This window comes from Citrobacter youngae (assembly GCF_003818115.1).
Lineage (GTDB): Bacteria > Pseudomonadota > Gammaproteobacteria > Enterobacterales > Enterobacteriaceae > Citrobacter > Citrobacter youngae.
In genome coordinates, this window is sequence record NZ_RPOI01000039.1 from 1 (window position 1) to 18,923 (window position 18,923).

General features: G+C 52.6%; 18 protein-coding genes and 1 other RNA gene. 12 read left to right on the forward strand and 7 right to left on the reverse strand.

All coding sequences use genetic code 11. The features are described 5' to 3' along the window. Positions 1-307: 307 nt before the first annotated feature. From rnpB to garP, 5 genes are all read right to left on the reverse strand, one after another. Positions 308-684, reverse strand: an RNA gene (gene rnpB / locus EHN13_RS23200) — RNase P RNA component class A. Positions 685-716: 32 nt separating this feature from the next. Then, positions 717-1,862, reverse strand: coding sequence for a glycerate 2-kinase (garK, locus tag EHN13_RS23205; protein ID WP_061068667.1), 1,146 nt, complete (start codon positions 1,860-1,862; stop codon positions 717-719). Positions 1,863-1,927: 65 nt separating this feature from the next. Beyond that, positions 1,928-2,818 (reverse strand): 2-hydroxy-3-oxopropionate reductase, encoded by an 891-nt coding sequence (garR, locus tag EHN13_RS23210; protein ID WP_048213366.1) that lies wholly within the window; start codon positions 2,816-2,818, stop codon positions 1,928-1,930. Positions 2,819-2,846: 28 nt separating this feature from the next. Continuing rightward, entirely contained in the window at positions 2,847-3,617 is a 771-nt protein-coding gene (gene garL, locus EHN13_RS23215; protein WP_048213367.1) for a 2-dehydro-3-deoxyglucarate aldolase, read from the reverse strand. A 15-nt stretch (positions 3,618-3,632) separates the two neighbouring features. Then, positions 3,633-4,967 (reverse strand): galactarate/glucarate/glycerate transporter GarP, encoded by a 1,335-nt coding sequence (garP, locus tag EHN13_RS23220; protein ID WP_048213368.1) that lies wholly within the window; start codon positions 4,965-4,967, stop codon positions 3,633-3,635. A 411-nt stretch (positions 4,968-5,378) separates the two neighbouring features. Here garP and garD point away from each other — a divergent pair, with 411 nt between their 5' ends. From garD to EHN13_RS23265, 8 genes are all read left to right on the forward strand, one after another. Next, positions 5,379-6,950, forward strand: coding sequence for a galactarate dehydratase (garD, locus tag EHN13_RS23230; RefSeq protein ID WP_124022151.1), 1,572 nt, complete (start codon positions 5,379-5,381; stop codon positions 6,948-6,950). Between the two features lie 179 nt (positions 6,951-7,129). Continuing rightward, positions 7,130-7,984: a tagatose bisphosphate family class II aldolase gene (locus EHN13_RS23235; protein ID WP_061068670.1), complete on the forward strand. Its 855-nt coding sequence runs from the start codon at positions 7,130-7,132 to the stop codon at positions 7,982-7,984. Between the two features lie 132 nt (positions 7,985-8,116). After that, positions 8,117-9,388: a tagatose-bisphosphate aldolase subunit GatZ gene (gene gatZ, locus EHN13_RS23240; RefSeq protein ID WP_061068671.1), complete on the forward strand. Its 1,272-nt coding sequence runs from the start codon at positions 8,117-8,119 to the stop codon at positions 9,386-9,388. Between the two features lie 14 nt (positions 9,389-9,402). Next, positions 9,403-9,867, forward strand: a complete 465-nt coding sequence (gatA, locus tag EHN13_RS23245; protein ID WP_048213372.1) for a PTS galactitol transporter subunit IIA — start codon at positions 9,403-9,405, stop codon at positions 9,865-9,867. A gap of 29 nt (positions 9,868-9,896) precedes the next feature. Beyond that, on the forward strand, positions 9,897-10,181 hold the full coding sequence (gatB, locus tag EHN13_RS23250; protein WP_003828616.1) for a PTS galactitol transporter subunit IIB: 285 nt from the start codon (positions 9,897-9,899) through the stop codon (positions 10,179-10,181). Positions 10,182-10,185: 4 nt separating this feature from the next. Continuing rightward, positions 10,186-11,559, forward strand: coding sequence for a galactitol-specific PTS transporter subunit IIC (locus tag EHN13_RS23255; protein WP_048213373.1), 1,374 nt, complete (start codon positions 10,186-10,188; stop codon positions 11,557-11,559). 44 nt (positions 11,560-11,603) lie between these two features. Further along, a complete protein-coding gene (gene gatD / locus EHN13_RS23260) occupies positions 11,604-12,647 on the forward strand; it encodes a galactitol-1-phosphate 5-dehydrogenase (RefSeq protein ID WP_124022152.1) in 1,044 nt (347 codons plus the stop codon). 111 nt (positions 12,648-12,758) lie between these two features. After that, positions 12,759-13,532: a DeoR/GlpR family DNA-binding transcription regulator gene (locus EHN13_RS23265; RefSeq protein WP_124022153.1), complete on the forward strand. Its 774-nt coding sequence runs from the start codon at positions 12,759-12,761 to the stop codon at positions 13,530-13,532. A gap of 109 nt (positions 13,533-13,641) precedes the next feature. On the opposite strand, the gene rsmI is transcribed toward EHN13_RS23265, so the two are convergent. Further along, a complete protein-coding gene (gene rsmI, locus EHN13_RS23270) occupies positions 13,642-14,505 on the reverse strand; it encodes a 16S rRNA (cytidine(1402)-2'-O)-methyltransferase (protein ID WP_003024942.1) in 864 nt (287 codons plus the stop codon). 63 nt (positions 14,506-14,568) lie between these two features. Between rsmI and EHN13_RS23275 the strand changes: the two genes are divergently transcribed. From EHN13_RS23275 to dolP, 4 genes are read left to right on the forward strand one after another with little or no spacing between them, the layout of a single operon-like run. Further along, entirely contained in the window at positions 14,569-16,620 is a 2,052-nt protein-coding gene (locus EHN13_RS23275) for a penicillin-binding protein activator (protein ID WP_124022154.1), read from the forward strand. Continuing rightward, a complete protein-coding gene (locus EHN13_RS23280) occupies positions 16,578-16,973 on the forward strand; it encodes a YraN family protein (protein ID WP_124022155.1) in 396 nt (131 codons plus the stop codon). Before EHN13_RS23275 ends, EHN13_RS23280 begins: the two co-directional genes overlap by 43 nt. Before the next feature lie 34 nt (positions 16,974-17,007). Continuing rightward, positions 17,008-17,598, forward strand: coding sequence for a DnaA initiator-associating protein DiaA (gene diaA / locus EHN13_RS23285; RefSeq protein WP_124022156.1), 591 nt, complete (start codon positions 17,008-17,010; stop codon positions 17,596-17,598). A 9-nt stretch (positions 17,599-17,607) separates the two neighbouring features. Further along, positions 17,608-18,183, forward strand: coding sequence for a division/outer membrane stress-associated lipid-binding lipoprotein (gene dolP / locus EHN13_RS23290; protein WP_003024954.1), 576 nt, complete (start codon positions 17,608-17,610; stop codon positions 18,181-18,183). Between the two features lie 93 nt (positions 18,184-18,276). On the opposite strand, the gene EHN13_RS23295 is transcribed toward dolP, so the two are convergent. Then, positions 18,277-18,912 carry an NAD(P)H-binding protein gene (locus EHN13_RS23295; RefSeq protein WP_003024957.1) on the reverse strand — a complete coding sequence of 212 codons (636 nt, stop codon included), beginning with the start codon at positions 18,910-18,912 and terminating at the stop codon, positions 18,277-18,279. Positions 18,913-18,923 lie beyond the last annotated feature (11 nt).

The following is an 18,923-nucleotide window of genomic DNA, read 5'->3' on the forward strand; positions in this document are numbered from 1 at the left end:
ATTTATGTTACAACGGACAGAATGATGGACTTCCTGTTAGGGCTACGCCACAGAAAGCAAAAAACCCCGCCGGAGCGGGATTCTATAAAGAGTGAAGCTGACCGATAAGCCGCGTTCTTTTGAGCATAGCGTCGTGGACAGTCATTCATCTATTCTGTCTCACAAAGCAAAAACCCCGCCGGAGCGGGATTCTATAAAGAGTGAAGCTATCCGATAAGCCACGTTCTTTTGAGCATAGCGTCGTGGACAGTCATTCATCTATTCTGTCTCACAAAGCAAAAACCCCGCCGGAGCGGGGTTCTATAAAGAGTGAAGCTGACCGATAAGCCGGGTTCTGTCGTGGACAGTCATTCATCTAGGCCAGCAATCGCTCACTGGCTCAAGCAGCCTACCCGGGTTCAGTACGGGCCGTACCTTGTGAACCCCTATTTGGCCTTGCTCCGGGTGGAGTTTACCGTGCCACGGACTGTTACCAGCCGCGCGGTGCGCTCTTACCGCACCCTTTCACCCTTACCTGATCCCACTTGCGTGGGCCATCGGCGGTTTGCTCTCTGTTGCACTGGTCGTGGGTTTCCCCCCCAGGCGTTACCTGGCACCCTGCCCTATGGAGCCCGGACTTTCCTCCCCTCCGCCCGTCTCCCCCGAAGAGGACGACGACGAAGCGGCGACTGTCTGGTCAGCTTCGGCGCGCAGTATAGAGGGTTCGTGCGCCTTTGTCACCCCGCACTACGCATTCCGATCGCCAGCGTGGCAGCGATATTCCTTGAAGCGCGGTAAATATTATCCGATGCCCCGCGGAAAGCGTCCTCCAGCGTGCCGATCCGGGTTAATACGCTAAACACCGCATCAATGCCATATTGGTGTACCACGTCCACATCGCGTGTCAGGCTACCGGCAATACCAATTACTGGTTTATGGTACTTCTTCGCTACATTTGCCACACCAATCGGCACTTTGCCATGCACACTCTGGCTGTCGATACGTCCCTCACCGGTGACCACCAGCGTACAATCGTGAATATGTTCTTCCAGATTGAGCGCCTGAGTCACAATCTCGATACCACTGCGCAGCTCCGCGCCTAAAAAAGCCATTAACGCGGCCCCCATTCCACCAGCCGCTCCCGCGCCAGGTACGTCTTTCACATCCACCCTGAGCGATTTTTTAATGATATCGGCATAGTGGGAAAGATTGCGGTCCAGCTCGACAATGTGCTCCTCAGTCGCCCCTTTCTGAGGCCCAAAGATGCGGGATGCGCCAGTATCGCCCGTCAGAGGATTCGTCACATCACAGGCAACACGGATTGAACAGGTTTTTAAGCGCGGATCCAGCCCCGAAACATCGATGGTATTGAGGCAAATCAGGCTACCGCCGCCGTAACCGATTTCAGTACCGTTGGCATCACAGAGTTTTGCTCCCAGTGCCTGCACCATACCCGCGCCGCCGTCATTGGTCGCGCTACCGCCAATGCCGATAATGATACTTTTCGCACCGCTTTCCAGCGCCTGCAAAATCAACTCTCCGGTACCACAAGACGTTGTCACTAATGGATTGCGTTTTTCAGGAGGAACCAACGCCAGGCCGCTGGCTGCAGCCATTTCAATAAACGCGGTTTTACCGTCACCGGACATGCCCCAGCAGGCATTCACTTTTTCACCCAGCGGCCCCGTCACCCACGCGGAATATTCACTCCCTTGCGTGGCGGCAATCATGGCTTCGACCGTTCCTTCGCCGCCGTCGGCCACCGGAACTGAAACATATTGCGCATCGGGAAATATTTCCCGAAATCCTTTTTCTATTGCCTGAGCGACCTCAGTGGCAGATAGACTTTCTTTATAAGAGTCTGGGGCAATTACGATTTTCATAGTTATGTAGCCTGACTGTGCCGCGCAAGGCAAGAAATACAGGGCGCACATCCGCGCCCTTCTTGTTAGCGTGTGACTTCCACTTTCGCCAGTTTTTCGTAGTAGCATGCAAGCGCGCTGTGATCGGCGGTGCCCAGCCCATCTGCACGCAGCGCCTGCATCATCTCCATGACTGCAGCAGTCAGCGGCAACTGCGCGCCGACCCCATGAGAAGTGTCCAGCGCATTGGCCAGATCTTTGATATGCAGGTCAATACGGAAACCCGGCTTAAAGTTGCGGTCCATGACCATCGGCGCTTTCGCGTCCAGTACGGTGCTTCCCGCCAATCCGCCACGGATCGCCTGATACACCAGATCCGGGTTCACACCCGCTTTGGTCGCCAGCGTCAGCGCTTCAGACATCGCGGCAATGTTCAGCGCCACAATCACCTGGTTCGCCAGCTTAGTGACGTTACCCGCGCCAATGTCACCGGTATGCACCACGGAGCCTGCCATCGCTTTCAGCAGATCGTAGTACTTGTCGAAAATCGCTTTATCACCGCCAACCATCACCGACAACGTGCCATCAATCGCTTTTGGCTCGCCGCCGCTTACCGGTGCATCCAGCATATCCACGCCTTTCGCTTTCAGCGCGTCGCTGATTTCACGGCTGGCTAACGGCGCGATGGAGCTCATGTCGATAAGCACTGTGCCCGGTTTCGCCCCTTCAATAATTCCGCCTTCACCCAGCGCCACTTCCTTAACATGCGGAGAGTTCGGCAGCATGGTGATGATCACATCGCACTGTTCAGCAATATCTTTCGCCGTGGCGGCGGTTTCTGCACCAGCGGCAATGACTTGTGCAATGGATTCCGGGTTACGGTCAGCAACCACCAACGAGTAACCTGCCTTGAGGAGGTTTTTACTCATTGGTTTACCCATGATACCGAGGCCAATAAAACCAACTTTCATTGTCATGTCTTTATCTCTCTACTGTCGATGGTGGTTATTTCTTAAAAGAATCAGCCAGTTTCTGCGTGGCTGAACGGAACACGCCAAGGTCGCTGCCAACAGCAACAAAGGTCGCGCCCCACTCCAGATAACGACGCGCATCCGCCTCTACCGGGGCCAGAATTCCGCTTGGTTTGCCATGTGCTTTCGCGCGGGCAAAAATGTGCTGGATAGCTTTCTGCACATCAGGATGCGACGCATTGCCGAGGTGGCCTAGCGCCGCAGCCAGATCGCTTGGGCCGACGAAGACACCGTCTACGCCTTCGGTCGCCGCGATAGCGTCAACGTTATCAACGCCCTGCTGACTTTCGATCTGCACGATGATGGTGATGTTCTTATTCGACTGCGCAAAGTAGTCCGGTACGGTGCCAAACATATTGGCGCGATGGGAGACGGACACGCCGCGAATACCTTCCGGCGGATAGCGGGTCGACGCCACGGCGTTCACCGCCTCTTCTTGTGTCTCAACGAACGGGATCAGGAAGTTGTAAAACCCAATATCCAGCAGACGCTTGATAATCACCGGCTCGTTGGTCGGTACGCGCACGACTGGCGCGCTGGCGCTGCCTTTCAGCGCCATCAATTGCGGGATAAACGTCGAGATATCGTTCGGCGCGTGTTCGCCATCCAGCACCAGCCAGTCAAAACCTGCCAGGCCTAAAACCTCGGTACTGATTGGGTTGGCTAATGCAGACCAGCAGCCAATCTGAATCTGTTGCGCCGCGAGGGCCGCTTTAAACTTATTCGGAAAAATCGTGTTATTCATCGCCTATACCTTTGTTTATTTCTGCAATTCCATACGTTTAATGTCACCGACAATAAACAGGTAGCAAACCATCGCCATCAGCGCCGAGCATCCTACAAACATCAGCGCAGCATTAAATGAGTGCAGCTCGCTCACCAGATAACCAATCACCAGCGGGGTGACGATGGAAGCGACGTTGCCAAATACGTTAAATACCCCCCCGCACAGACCGACGATTTCTTTCGGTGCGGTATCGGAGATCACCGGCCAACCCAGCGCGCCGAAGCCTTTGCCGAAGAACGCCAGCGCCATCAGCGCGACAACCAGGGTAGTGTTATCGGTGTAGTTACACAGAATAATGGTCGACGCGAGCAACATTCCGAGCACAATCGGCAGCTTACGTGCCAGGGTGATGCTGAAGCCGCGTTTAATCAGATAATCAGAGAACACACCGCCGAGCACGCCACCGGCAAATCCGCACAGCGCAGGAATCGACGCCACCAGACCCACTTTCAGAATCGACATGCCTTTTTCTTGCACCAGGTAGATCGGGAACCAGGTCAGAAAGAACCAGGTGATGGTATTGATAAAATACTGTCCGAAGAACACCCCAAGCATCATGCGATTAGTCAGCAACTGCTTGATATAATGCAGCTTAGGACCGCCAGATGCCGCAGCGCCCGGCTTCTTGTGATCCATATCCACAACCGCGCCGTTGTCAGAGATAAACTTCAGCTCTTCCTGCGACATACGCGGGTGATCGGTTGGGTTATGAATAAACTTTACCCACAGGCCGGTGAGCACAAAACCGATAACGCCCATCACGGTAAAGACGTGCTCCCAACCCCAGGCGAAGGTCAGCCAGCCCAGCAGCGGCGAAAACAGCGCCAGAGAGAAATATTGTGCGGAGTTAAAAATTGCGGATGCCGTACCGCGCTCTTTCGTCGGGAACCAGGCCGCCACAATACGGGCGTTCGCCGGGAAGGACGGCGCTTCCGAGAAGCCCAGCATGAAACGCATGATGAACATTGAAATACCCGCCCAGGCCAGCGGAAACATATCCACGAATCCCTGCAGGAAGGTAAACAGCGACCAGAAAAACAGGCTGTAAGTGTAGACTTTCTTCGAGCCGAACTTATCGAGCAGCCAGCCGCCGGGGATTTGCATCAACAGATAAGCCCAGCCGAAGGCGGAGAAAATGTAACCCATTGAGATGGCGCTGAGCTGCAACTCTTTCGCCACTTCCGTACCGGCAATAGACAACGTCGCACGGTCCGCGTAGTTAACGGCGGTAACAATAAAGATTATCAGCAATATTAAATAACGAGTGTGCGTACCTTTCTTTTTCTCTACCACCGTATCCAGTATCATACTATTTACCTCAGGTTACCTCGGGTACATGTCTTTTATTATTCGGCAGGCATTTTTAAGAATTAATTACCACCAATAAAAATACGCAATAATTTATCAGGTGCTATGAAACCGTGATTTAGTATAATCAGCACGACAAGGTTAATCATTGTGCAAATGCTCACTAAAGAAAATGCGTTAGAATATTATCCTGGGCAAATGCACATAAGCATGGGCGCTAATGCACACATTTACGTATTGCCACCTCTGGCAGCATGATGTACCTGAGTTTAAGTGATCATGGTCACATTCTCAGATTTAATCTCCTGACATTCTTATTTCACAATACCAAGTTTTTATTGCTTTTAATTAGCTGCAATATAACAACACCCATACAATTATTATCACCACCTGGCTGGAGAATACTGGACAATGGCCGACATCGAAATTAGACAAGAATCGCCAACGGCGTTTTATATTAAAGTTCACGACACAGATAATGTGGCGATTATTGTCAATGACAATGGTCTGAAAGCCGGGACACGTTTTCCGGACGGACTGGAGCTAATTGAACATATTCCCCAGGGTCATAAAGTGGCGCTATTGGACATTCCTGTTCACGGCGAAATCGTGCGTTATGGCGAAGTGATAGGCTATGCCGTTCGCGATATCCCCCGCGGTAGTTGGATCGATGAATCGATGGTTGAACTGCCAAAAGCCCCGCCGCTGGAAACATTACCGCTGGCAACCAAAGTCCCGGAACCGCTGCCGCCGCTGGAGGGGTATACCTTCGAAGGGTACCGCAATGCTGACGGCAGCGTCGGCACCAAGAATCTGCTCGGCATCTCCACCAGCGTGCACTGTGTGGCGGGCGTGGTGGACTATGTAGTGAAAATCATTGAGCGCGATCTGTTGCCCAAATATCCGAACGTCGACGGCGTGGTGGGGCTCAATCACTTGTACGGCTGCGGCGTGGCGATCAATGCCCCTGCCGCCATCGTGCCGATTCGTACAATCCACAATATTGCGCTGAACCCGAACTTCGGCGGTGAAGTAATGGTCATCGGCCTTGGCTGCGAAAAACTCCAGCCTGAGCGCCTGCTGGAAGGTACTCACGATGTGAAAAGTATTCCGGTAGACAGCGCCAGTATCGTCAGCCTGCAGGATGAAAAACACGTTGGCTTTAAATCCATGGTAGAAGACATTTTGCAGGTCGCTGAGCGCCACCTGGCAAAGCTCAATCAGCGCCAGCGCGAAACCTGTCCGGCATCAGAACTGGTTGTCGGCATGCAATGCGGCGGCAGCGATGCGTTTTCTGGCGTAACGGCCAACCCGGCGGTAGGTTATGCCTCCGACCTGCTAGTTCGCTGCGGTGCGACCGTGATGTTCTCGGAAGTGACCGAAGTCCGCGATGCGATCCATCTTCTGACCCCACGGGCAGTTAACGAAGAGGTGGGCAAGCGTCTGCTCGAAGAGATGGCCTGGTACGACAACTATCTCGATATGGGAAAAACTGACCGCAGCGCTAACCCCTCTCCGGGTAACAAGAAAGGCGGTCTGGCAAACGTGGTGGAAAAAGCGCTGGGTTCTATTGCCAAGTCAGGCAAGAGCGCGATTGTCGAAGTATTGTCGCCGGGTCAGCGTCCAACCAGGCGCGGCCTGATTTATGCCGCCACCCCGGCAAGCGATTTTGTCTGTGGTACGCAGCAGGTTGCTTCCGGCATTACCGTGCAGGTGTTCACCACCGGTCGCGGTACGCCGTACGGTCTGATGGCCGTGCCGGTGATAAAAATGGCGACGCGAACTGAACTGGCTAATCGTTGGTTTGACCTGATGGACATCAACGCAGGCACCATCGCGACCGGAGAAGAAACCATCGAAGAAGTAGGGTTAAAGCTATTCGAGTTCATTCTCGACGTGGCCAGCGGTCGTAAGAAAACCTTCTCAGATCAGTGGGGATTACATAACCAGCTGGCGGTATTTAACCCGGCACCGGTAACCTGATTTTTCACTGTTTTTTCTTCAGGAGCATGTCTACGGGCATGCTCTTTTTTTTGGCATAAACTTTCGCAACCCTCCCATTACTTTCGAAACTTTCATTTTTCAGATCGAAATCACAAAAAAACATTACGAAACCCTATACTTTATTTCGAAGAAAGAAATCGAAAGACTTCGGAGGAAGTATGTTTATCATTTCAAGCAAAACGATGCTGAAGAAGGCTCAACAAGAAGGCTACGCCGTCCCCGCGTTTAACATCCACAATCTCGAGACCTTACAGGTTGTCGTGGAAACGGCTGCCGAGCTACGTTCTCCGTTGATCGTCGCCGGAACGCCAGGTACGTTTAGCTACGCTGGTGTAGGTAATATAGTCGCTATCGCCAGCGAGCTGGCCAGAAGCTGGAACCACCCCCTGGCAATTCATCTCGATCACCATGAAAGCGTCAGCGATATTGAAGCGAAAGTCTCCGCAGGGATTCGCTCTGTCATGATCGACGGCTCCCATTTACCGTTTACCGATAACATCGCGTTAGTCAAACGCGTGACGGATTACTGCCACCGCTATGACGTCAGCGTTGAAGCAGAACTGGGACGCCTGGGCGGGCAAGAAGATGATCTGATCGTGGATGGCAAGGATGCACTTTATACCCACCCTGAGCAGGCTCGAGAGTTCGTAGAAAAAACAGGTATCGACTCACTGGCAGTCGCCATTGGCACTGCCCATGGCTTGTACACCGCAGAACCAAAACTGGACTTTGAACGGTTAGCGGAAATTCGTCAATGCGTTGATATTCCTTTAGTTTTACATGGCGCTTCCGGCCTGCCCCCTCAGGATATTAAACGCGCAATCACTCTCGGGATCTGCAAAGTCAACGTCGCTACCGAACTCAAAATCGCCTTTGCTGACGCACTCAAAAACTACCTGAGCGCCCACATCGATGCGAACGATCCACGGCACTACATGGTGCCAGCAAAAACAGCGATGAAAGAGGTGGTACGTAAAGTCATTGCCGACTGCGGCTGCGAAGGAAAGCTGTAAGTCCTTCATTAATTTGAATTGCACGGGTGCTGACAAAGGTTTGTTTTTAAAGCTGGATCACGAAAGATGCTTTTACCCTTGCCTTCAATCCAAAAATATTATGAAGATAAACAAAAGATATCGGAGATAGAAGTGAAAGAAATAATCTCTCGTCATAAAGCGGGTGAACATTTGGGCATTTGTTCTGTTTGTTCAGCCCATCCGCTGGTGATTGAATCCGCATTACGTTTTGATCTCAATACAGACAGTAAAGTGCTGATCGAAGCGACATCTAATCAGGTAAATCAGTTTGGCGGCTATACCGGGATGAAGCCTGCCGATTTCCGTGACTTTGTGTATAACATTGCAGAACAAGTCGGTTTCCCTCGTGAAAGACTGATTCTCGGGGGCGATCACCTCGGTCCTAACTGCTGGCAAAATGAACCGGCAGCAGAGGCAATGGCGAAATCCGTAGATTTAATTAAAGCTTATGTCGCCGCTGGATTCAGTAAAATCCATCTTGATGCCTCTATGTCCTGTGCTGACGATCCCACACCGCTGGATCCAATGGTTGTCGCCGAGCGCGCCGCTGTGTTATGCCAGGCCGCAGAAGCAACAGCCACTGAAGAACAGAAACGCCAATTAACTTACGTTATAGGGACAGAAGTTCCTGTACCTGGCGGAGAAGCCAGTACTATTGGTACCGTACATGTTACCCGCGAAGAAGATGCTGCCCGTACTCTGGAAACACACCAGGTCGCTTTTCGCGCATTAGGGCTTGAAGAAGCATTAACCCGTGTGATCGCCATTGTCGTCCAGCCAGGCGTAGAGTTTGATCACACACAGATCATTCACTATCAACCACAAGCCGCACAAGCGCTTTCCGCCTGGATCAAAGAGACGCCGATGGTCTACGAGGCGCACTCCACAGATTATCAAACCCGTCAGGCCTATCGTGACCTGGTACGTGACCACTATGCGATTCTGAAAGTCGGTCCCGCGCTGACTTTCGCCCTTCGCGAAGCTATTTTTGCGCTGGCACAAATGGAAAATGAGCTGATCTCTCCGGAACAACGGAGCCGGGTGCTGGAGGTGATTGATGAAGTCATGCTGAATGAGCCGGACTACTGGAAAAAATACTATCGTCCAACCTGGAGCCAGGCGATGGTCGATATTCACTTCAGCTTGTCTGACCGTATTCGCTACTACTGGCCTCATCCGCGTATTCGTCAAAGCGTGGAAAAGTTAATTGCCAACCTGAACGGTGTGGCATTACCGCTGGGACTAATTAGCCAGTTTATGCCCGTGCAGTTTGAGCGCCTGTCAGAAGGAACGCTCACAGCTACACCACATAATCTGATTATCGACAAAATCCAGGACGTTCTGCGTGCCTATCGCTTTGGCTGCGCGCCAGTTATCGCCTGAAATCTGGAGAATATATGAGCCAACTCTTTGTCCGAACCGGAATTAATTTTAGCTCGTGTCAGCATGCGCTGGTGCACATTGGGGAAGAGATGCTGGCCAAAGGGGTCGTGCATGAAAGCTACCCGCAGGCCCTGATTGAGCGTGAAGCAACCTTTCCAACTGGAATCGCGCTGGAACATCATGCCGTTGCGATCCCGCACTGTGAAGCCGTTCATGCGAAATCGCCAGCTATCTATCTGATTCGCCCAGAGACGCCTGTCAACTTTCAGCAGGCAGATGATGATGAAGAGATAGCGGTCTCTTTAATTATTGCCTTAATCGTTGAGAACCCGACGGCGCAGCTGAAGCTCCTGCGTCGTCTGTTTAGTGAGCTGCAAAACCCGAACACCATTGAAGCATTATTGAATGCGCCAGATGCTGAACTGGCAATGCTCTTTCGGGAAAAAATCCTTGAGTCTGAGCCTTGCGCCCAGGCTTGATAAAAAACTGATAATAAAAGGAATACCCTATGAAACGTAAAGTAATTGTGGCTTGCGGCGGTGCTGTAGCAACTTCAACAATGGCAGCAGAAGAAATTAAAGAATTGTGTGAAGCCAACAATATCCAACTCGACCTGGTTCAGTGCCGGGTAACGGAAATCGAAACCTATATGGATGGAGCAGATCTTATCTGTACCACCGCCCGTGTTGACCGTACTTTTGGCGATATCCCTGTGGTCCACGGCATGCCTTTTGTTTCAGGCGTAGGTATCGAAGCGTTGCAGCAAAAAATACTGACTATCCTCGTGGGGTAACGCCATGTTTAGCGAAATAATGCGTTATATCCTCGATTTAGGTCCAACGGTTATGCTGCCGCTCGTGATCATCATCTTCTCAAAACTATTGGGGATGAAGCTCGGGGATTGTTTTAAATCTGGTCTGCATATTGGGATCGGCTTCGTCGGCATTGGTCTGGTTATTGGCCTGATGCTGGATTCTATCGGGCCTGCCGCAAAAGCAATGGCGGAGCAGTTTCAAATCAACCTGCATGTCATTGATGTTGGTTGGCCGGGTTCATCACCAATGACCTGGGCTTCGCAAATTGCGCTAATTGCGATTCCTGTCGCCATTGGTGTGAATATCCTGATGCTGGTTACCCGCATGACCCGCGTGGTGAACGTCGACATCTGGAATATCTGGCATATGACGTTTACCGGCGCCATGTTGCATCTGGCAACCGGTTCATACTGGCTGGGCATTCTCGGCGTGGTTGTTCACGCCGCATTTGTCTACAAACTTGGCGACTGGTTTGCGAAAGACACGCGCGACTTTTTCGGTCTCGAAGGTATTGCCATTCCACACGGCTCATCAGCCTATCTGGGGCCAATAGCGGTCCTGGTTGATACGATCATTGAAAAAATCCCGGGTCTGAATCGCATTCATTTCAGTGCAGATGATGTACAGAAACGCTTCGGTCCTTTTGGTGAGCCAGTCACCGTCGGTTTTGTTATGGGCTTAGTGATCGGCTTGTTAGCCGGGTATGACATCAAAGCAGTATTGCAACTGGCGGTAAAAACTGCTGCCGTCATGCTGCTCATGCCGCGCGTCATTAAACCGATTATGGATGGCTTAACACCTATCGCGAAGCATGCCCGCAAACGCCTGCAGGCGAAATTTGGCGGTCAGGAGTTCTTAATTGGTCTGGATCCCGCATTGCTGCTCGGCCATACGTCGGTGGTTTCCGCCAGCCTGATCTTTATTCCGCTGACCATTCTGATTGCCGTGCTGGTCCCAGGTAATCAGGTTCTGCCCTTCGGTGATCTTGCCACTATTGGGTTCTTCGTCGCAATGGCGGTAGCCGTTCATCAGGGAAATCTATTCCGCACGCTGATCTCTGGCGTCATCATCATGGGCATCACCTTGTGGATCGCCACCCAGACCATCGGCTTACACACTCAGCTTGCCGCCAACGCCGGGGCACTGAAAGCAGGTGGAATGGTCGCCTCTCTGGACCAGGGGGGCTCGCCGATCACCTGGTTACTGATTCAGCTCTTTACCTGGCAAAACGTCGTGGCGTTTGCAGTTATTGCCATCATTTACTTCGCAGGTGTGCTATTGACCTGGCGCCGGGCACGTAATTTCGTCGCCGCCGAAAAAGCAGCCGCTATCTCAGAAAGCCAGCCCACATCTTAATTTCTGGGGAGCATTTGCTCCCCTTCACATTTCTGGAGACTCTTATGAAATCAGTGGTTATTCACGCTGAGGGAGACGTACGCGTTGAAGAACGTCCCATGCCCCAACTGCAAGCCGATAACGATGTATTGGTCAGGGTGGTTAGTTCAGGACTTTGCGGTTCTGATATCCCGCGTATTTTCTCTCATGGTGCGCATTATTACCCAATAACGCTGGGTCATGAATTTAGTGGTTATGTTGAATCCTACGGCACTGGCGTTACTGATATGCAACCAGGCGACGCCGTTGCCTGTGTGCCGCTGCTCCCCTGCTTCCACTGTCCTCAGTGTGAGCGTGGTTACTTTTCGTTGTGTAAGCAATATCAGTTTGTCGGTTCGCGTAGCGAAGGGGGCAATGCGGAATATGTGGTCGTAAAACGCGCCAATCTGTTCCGACTGCCATCAGATATGCCGATTGATGACGGGGCATTCATCGAACCGATTACCGTCGGTTTGCATGCCTTCCATCTGGCCCAGGGCTGCGAAGATAAAAACGTGATTATTGTGGGCGCGGGTACTATCGGTTTACTGGCACTGCAATGCGCCCGCGAACTCGGCGCCAAAAGCATCACGGCGATTGATATCAACCCGCAAAAATTGACGTTAGCGAAAGAACTGGGGGCAACCTATGTGTTTAACAGTCGGGAGATGAGTGCGACTGAGATTCACTCTGGTCTGGAGAACGTTCAGTTTGACCAACTCATACTGGAAACTGCGGGAACCCCACAAACTGTGACGCTGTCGATCGAAATTGCCGGCCCTCGCGCTCAACTGGCGTTAGTGGGTACGCTGCATCACGATCTGGCGCTGGCTTCAGGTGTCTTTGGACAAATATTACGTAAAGAGTTAACCATTCTTGGCAGTTGGATGAACTATTCCAGCCCATGGCCTGGAGAAGAATGGGAAACTGCAGCGCGTTTACTGACGGAAAAACGCTTACAGCTTGAGCCATTAATTGCCCACAGTGGTGATGCCGAGAGCTTTGCCAGCGCCGTCAAGTCACTCAATGGCGCGCCGATGCAGGGTAAAATTCTGCTCAAACTCTCCTGACCTCACGAGCCAGCAACCTGCGCTGGCTCACATTTCCTTTCGAAATTTAGCGTTCACCTTTCGCAATCCTTCGATTAAACTAGTGATAGTTAAATTATCAGGTAAATCAATATGAACTCATTTGAGAGAAGGAACAAAATTGTCGACCTGATTAATACGCAAGGCAGCGTGCTGGTAATGGACCTTTCGAATACCTTTGGTATTTCTGAAGTGACTATTCGCGCCGACCTGCGGTTATTAGAGGAGAAAGGTCTTGTCACCCGTTTTCACGGCGGAGCGGCAAAACCAGGAAGCCACCTGGCTGAAGGCGACAATCAGGAAGTGATATTGGAAGAGCGGTATCAACTTGCCAGCGATCCGAAAAAAAGGATCGCCCAGGCCGCGACCGCAATGGTCGAAGAAGGCATGACCGTCATTCTCGATAGCGGAAGCACGACCTTACTGATCGCTGAGGCGCTAAACCGAAAAAGTAATATCACTGTTATTACCAATAGCCTGCCTGCTGCGTTTACGTTATCGGAAAACAAAGATATTACGCTGGTCGTCTGCGGTGGCACGGTGCGTCACAAAACGCATTCAATGCATGGCACTATCGCTGAACGTTCCCTACAAGGGATAAGCGCTGACCTGATGTTTGTGGGCGCTGACGGGATTGATGCCACTAATGGTATTACGACATTCAATGAAGGCTATTCGATTAGTAGCGTAATGGCGGCGGCTGCACATAAGGTCATTGCCGTACTGGATGCGACAAAATTTAACCGACGTGGATTTAATCAGGTACTTCCCATGGAGAAGATTAACTGCGTAATAACCGACGACAGCATCAGCAAACAGGATAAATCAGCGCTGACTAAAACAGGCGTTGAACTGCTGGTCGTTTAAATTACCCGCCACATCTCCCGTTTCGTCGCGCCAATGCGTTGCAGTTTGCCTTTTAGCTGCAACGCGTTGGCGCGTTCTTCCGACAAGCCGGCGATAAATCCAGCCCCTCTTACTCTCCCTGTTGTTCCAGTGCGTGCTTATACAATGCATTCTTTTTCACGCCGTGGATTTCAGCGGCCAGCGCGGCGGCCTTTTTCAGCGGCAGTTCGGCTTGCAGCAGCGCCAGGGTTCGCAGCGCATCGGCAGGCAGGTCGTCTTCTTGCGCTTTATGCCCTTCGACAATCAGCACCATTTCACCTTTGCGACGGTTTTCATCTTCTTTTACCCACGCCAGCAGCTCGCCGACCGGTGCGCCGTGAATGGTTTCCCAGGTTTTGGTCAGCTCTCGCGCCAGCACCACGTAACGGGATTCGCCCCAGACGGCAACCATGTCTTCCAGGCTATCCAGCAAGCGGTGGGTAGATTCATAAAAAATAAGCGTACGCGGCTCTGCCTCAATGGCTTTCATCGCATCACGACGCCCTTTCGATTTGGCAGGCAGAAAACCTTCATAGCAAAAGCGGTCTGAAGGCAAACCAGCAGCGCTTAGGGCAGCAATCGCCGCGCAAGGGCCCGGCAGAGGAACAACGCGGATCCCCGCTTCGCGACAGGTGCGCACCAGATGGTAACCAGGATCGTTAATCAGCGGCGTTCCGGCATCGGAAACCAGCGCAATGTTTTGCCCTTCTTTGAGCTTCGCAACCAGCGTTTCAGCCTTTTGCTGCTCGTTGTGGTCATGTAGCGCGAACAAACGCGCGTTAATCGCGAAGTGTTGTAACAATAATCCTGTATGACGAGTGTCTTCAGCGGCAATCAAATCAACGGCTTGTAAAACTTCGAGCGCTCGTTGGGTAATATCAGCCAAATTTCCTATAGGAGTAGGTACAATAAAGAGTTGGCCTTGAGAATTATCCGCCGATTCGTGTTGTTTCATTGTGTCGTCCGTATTGCCGATTTAATATTGAGCATTGAGTAAAAAAATATCACTGGATACAGTATGGTACCCTCAACATTTTCTCGTTTGAAAGCCGCACGCGCGCTACCAGTCATTCTGGCAGCACTGATTTTCGCAGGCTGTGGCACCCAGGCACCAGACCAGAGTGCAGCCCATATGCAGGGCACTGCGCAGGCTGATTCCGGCTTTTATCTGCAACAAATGCAGCAAAGCTCAGATGATAGCAAGACCAACTGGCAATTACTCGCCATTCGTGCACTGCTGAAAGAAGGCAAGAGCCAGCAGGCTACCGAGCTGTTCAACCAGCTACCGCAGAAACTCAGCGATACTCAGCGTCGTGAGCAGTCGTTGCTCGCCGTCGAGATCAAGCTCGCGCAGAAAGATATCGCTGGCGCTCAGGCCCTGCTGGATAAACTCACTCCTGCCGATTTCGATCAAAACCAGCAGGCCAGATACTGGCAGGCGCAAATCGACGTCAACCAGGGGCGCCCATCACTGACGCTACTGCGCGCCCTGATCGCCCAGGAACCGCTGCTGCCCGCGAATGCTAAGCAGAAAAACATCGATGCCACATGGCAGGCGCTGTCATCCATGACCCAGGAACAAGCGCAGGCGCTGGTCATCAATGCGGATGAAAACGTGCTGCAAGGCTGGCTGGATCTCCAGCGCGTCTGGTTCGATAACCGTAACGATCCGGACATGATGAAAGCCGGGATTGCTGACTGGCAGAAACGTTATCCGCAAAACCCGGGCGCAAAAATGCTGCCAACGCAGTTGGTTAACGTGCAGAGCTTTAAGCCCGCCTCCACCAGCAAAATTGCGCTGCTGCTGCCGCTGAACGGTCAGGCCGCTGTATTTGGCCGGACTATTCAGCAAGGCTTTGAAGCGGCGAAAAATATGGGTACTCAACCCGTATCGGCCCCTGCTGTAGCTGCGCCTGCTGTGGATACAACTGCTGCGACGACCACGGAACAGCCGCAAACGACTGACGGTGTTGCCAGCCCTTCTCAGGCGTCAGTAAGCGATCTGACCAACGAGACGCCAGCTCAGCCAGAAACACCTGCTGCGCAGCCCGCAGCATCCGCTCAGCCAACAACCGCCAGCGCACCGGCGAATCCGTCTGCAGAGCTGAAAATCTACGACACGTCGTCACAGCCGCTGAATCAGATCCTGACTCAGGTTCAGCAAGATGGCGCCAGCATCGTGGTTGGTCCGCTGTTGAAAAACAATGTTGAAGAGCTGATGAAAAGCAACACGCCATTAAATGTGCTGGCGCTTAATCAGCCGGAGTCGGTGAAAAACCTGCCGAACGTCTGCTACTTCGCTTTGTCGCCAGAAGATGAAGCGCGCGATGCCGCACGCCACATCCGTGAACAAGGAAAACAAGCACCACTGCTGTTGATCCCGCGGAGTTCATTAGGCGATCGCGTTGCCAACGCCTTTGCACAGGAATGGCAAAAGCTGGGCGGTGGCGTAGTGTTGCAGCAGAAGTTTGGCTCCACCGCCGAGCTGAAAATGGGCGTCAACGGCGGTTCGGGAATTTCCCTGACGGGCAGCCCGGTGGCCTCCTCTGTACCTGCGCAACCTGGCGTGACGATTGGCGGTCTGACGATTCCGGCTGCGCCTACAGATGCGCAGATCACCGGCGGCAGCGGCCGTGTTGATGCCGTGTATATTCTGGCGACGCCGGAAGAAATTGCCTTTATTAAGCCGATGATCGCTATGCGCAACGGCAGCCAGAGCGGCGCAACGCTGTACGCCAGCTCCCGTAGCGCGCAGGGAACTGCTGGCCCGGATTTCCGTCTGGAGATGGAAGGCTTGCAGTACAGCGAAATACCGATGCTGGCAGGTGCTAACGCTCCTCTCATGCAGCAGGCGCTTGGCGCGGTTCGTAACGACTACTCACTGGCACGTATGTATGCCATGGGCGTCGATGCCTGGTCACTTGCCAACCACTTCTCGCAAATGCGTCAGGTACAGGGTTTCGAAATTAACGGCAACACCGGGGCCTTAACCGCAACGCCGGATTGTGTGATTAACAGGAAGTTATCATGGCTCAAATACCAGCAAGGACAAGTCGTCCCCGCCAGTTAACGAGTAAACAGACCGGTGACGCGTGGGAATCCACCGCGCGTGACTGGCTGCAAAGCAAGGGACTGCATTTTATCGCCGCTAACGTGCGTGAGCGTAGCGGCGAAATCGACCTGATAATGCGTGAAGGCAACACCACCGTCTTTGTTGAGGTTCGCTATCGGCGCTCGGCCCAGTTTGGCGGCGCAGCGGCGAGTGTGACCCGGAGCAAACAACACAAATTATTACAGACCGCCCGCTTGTGGCTTGCGCGCCACAATGGGAGTTTTGATACTGTGGATTGCCGGTTCGATGTGTTAGCCTTCACCGGAAATGATGTTGAGTGGTTTAAGGACGCGTTCAACGACCGCTCATAGTTGAAGATTCAGAGCCTGGTTCTTAAGGATTAGCGTGTTAGATAGAATTAAAGTCTGCTTTACAGAAAGCATTCAAACTCAGATAGCTGCGGCTGAAGCACTTCCGGATGCGATCTCCCGTGCCGCCATGACGCTGGTTCAGTCCCTGCTCAATGGCAACAAAATTCTCTGTTGTGGTAATGGGACGTCCGCTGCCAACGCACAGCATTTTGCTGCCAGCATGATCAATCGTTTTGAAATAGAACGCCCAAGTTTACCTGCGATTGCACTAAACACTGATAATGTGGTCTTAACTGCGATTGCCAACGATCGCCTGCACGACGAAGTTTATGCAAAACAAGTCCGTGCGCTGGGACATGCAGGAGATGTTCTGCTGGCAATCTCTACGCGTGGTAATAGCCGCGATATCGTAAAAGCCGTTGAAGCCGCCGTGACACGCGACATGACAATCGTCGCGCTGACCGGGTATGACGGAGGGGAACTGGCCGGATTACTGGGGCCGCAGGATGTTGAAATCCGTATCCCCTCACACCACAGCGCCCGCGTTCAGGAAATGCACATGCTGACGGTCAACTGCCTTTGCGATCTCATCGATAACACGCTTTTCCCTCACCAGGATGATTAAGGAGTACACATGAAGGCATTTTCGCCGCTTGCTGTGATTATCGCTGCACTGCTGCTGCAAGGCTGTGTCGCTGCTGCCGTTGTCGGAACTGCTGCTGTCGGCACCAAAGCCGCGACGGATCCTCGCAGCGTCGGCACCCAGGTAGATGATGGAACCCTGGAATTACGCGTCAATACGGCGTTGTCGAAAGATGCCCAGATCAAGAAAGAAGCGCGAATCAACGTGAGCGCATATCAGGGTAAAGTGCTACTGGTCGGTCAGTCGCCGAATAGCGAACTGTCTGCACGAGCAAAACAGATTGCGATGGGCGTAGAAGGTACGACTGAGGTCTTTAATGAGATCCGTCAGGGCCAGCCAATCGGTCTGGGCGATGCGTCCAACGATACCTGGATAACCACCAAAGTACGTTCCCAGTTACTGACCAGCGATCAGGTGAAATCCTCTAACGTGAAAGTCACGACCGAGAATGGAGAAGTGTTCCTGTTAGGTCTGGTGACCGAACGCGAAGCGAAGGCAGCGGCAGACATCGCCAGCCGGGTAAGCGGCGTGAAACGCGTCACGACGGCCTTTACGTTTATTAAGTAATACTGATGCCGGATAGCGACGCATGGGCGTCTTATCCGGCCTACAGGACGTTATCGTTTGTAGGTCGGATAAGCGTCAGCGCCATCCGACATTTTATTTAGCCCTTTCGCGTAACTCGGAAGAGGTCAGGATCGAAACCCCTTCATGCCCAGGCGCCAGCGCTTCTGCCAACATTGCCCGCGCAACATCGCGCGCTTCAATCGACTTCCAGTTACCCGGCAGCAGCCTGAACAACGGTGCTAAAAACATCTCATTAGCCCGCTGTTTATCCCGATCACCCAATAGCATGGAAGGCCGGGCAATGGTAAGCCGAGGCCAATTCTGCGCGATCAGCGCCTGCTCCATTTCACCTTTCACCCGGTTATAAAAAAACGGTGAATTGGCATTAGCGCCCATCGAACTCACCACCAGCATATGCTGTGCCCCCAGTCGACGCCCCGTCAGAGCTGTATCCACTACCAGCGTATAATCAGCGTGGATAAATGCTTCTTTGCTGCCCGCTTCACGTCGGGTCGTTCCCAGACAACAAAAGACAATATCGACCGGATCGGTAACCTGCGCCAGAGCATCGGTTAGCTGCGGATCGTGGGGATTATAGATGCCAACCGTATCAGCCAGCGGTCGACGCGTCGGCGCCGTAATGGCATTGATCCGGGGTTCATTCAGTAGCATCCGCAATAAATGTCCACCCACCAGACCCGTTGCACCGGTTATTAACACCTGGCTCATCGTTTATTTTC

Coding starts and splice junctions, on each gene's coding strand:
- garK (WP_061068667.1), bottom strand. CDS start 1,862: ATGAAAATCGTAATTGCCCCAGACTCTTATAAAGAAAGTCTATCTGCC.
- garR (WP_048213366.1), bottom strand. CDS start 2,818: ATGACAATGAAAGTTGGTTTTATTGGCCTCGGTATCATGGGTAAACCA.
- garL (WP_048213367.1), bottom strand. CDS start 3,617: ATGAATAACACGATTTTTCCGAATAAGTTTAAAGCGGCCCTCGCGGCG.
- garP (WP_048213368.1), bottom strand. CDS start 4,967: ATGATACTGGATACGGTGGTAGAGAAAAAGAAAGGTACGCACACTCGT.
- garD (WP_124022151.1), top strand. CDS start 5,379: ATGGCCGACATCGAAATTAGACAAGAATCGCCAACGGCGTTTTATATT.
- EHN13_RS23235 (WP_061068670.1), top strand. CDS start 7,130: ATGTTTATCATTTCAAGCAAAACGATGCTGAAGAAGGCTCAACAAGAA.
- gatA (WP_048213372.1), top strand. CDS start 9,403: ATGAGCCAACTCTTTGTCCGAACCGGAATTAATTTTAGCTCGTGTCAG.
- gatB (WP_003828616.1), top strand. CDS start 9,897: ATGAAACGTAAAGTAATTGTGGCTTGCGGCGGTGCTGTAGCAACTTCA.
- EHN13_RS23255 (WP_048213373.1), top strand. CDS start 10,186: ATGTTTAGCGAAATAATGCGTTATATCCTCGATTTAGGTCCAACGGTT.
- gatD (WP_124022152.1), top strand. CDS start 11,604: ATGAAATCAGTGGTTATTCACGCTGAGGGAGACGTACGCGTTGAAGAA.
- EHN13_RS23265 (WP_124022153.1), top strand. CDS start 12,759: ATGAACTCATTTGAGAGAAGGAACAAAATTGTCGACCTGATTAATACG.
- rsmI (WP_003024942.1), bottom strand. CDS start 14,505: ATGAAACAACACGAATCGGCGGATAATTCTCAAGGCCAACTCTTTATT.
- EHN13_RS23275 (WP_124022154.1), top strand. CDS start 14,569: ATGGTACCCTCAACATTTTCTCGTTTGAAAGCCGCACGCGCGCTACCA.
- EHN13_RS23280 (WP_124022155.1), top strand. CDS start 16,578: ATGGCTCAAATACCAGCAAGGACAAGTCGTCCCCGCCAGTTAACGAGT.
- dolP (WP_003024954.1), top strand. CDS start 17,608: ATGAAGGCATTTTCGCCGCTTGCTGTGATTATCGCTGCACTGCTGCTG.
- EHN13_RS23295 (WP_003024957.1), bottom strand. CDS start 18,912: ATGAGCCAGGTGTTAATAACCGGTGCAACGGGTCTGGTGGGTGGACAT.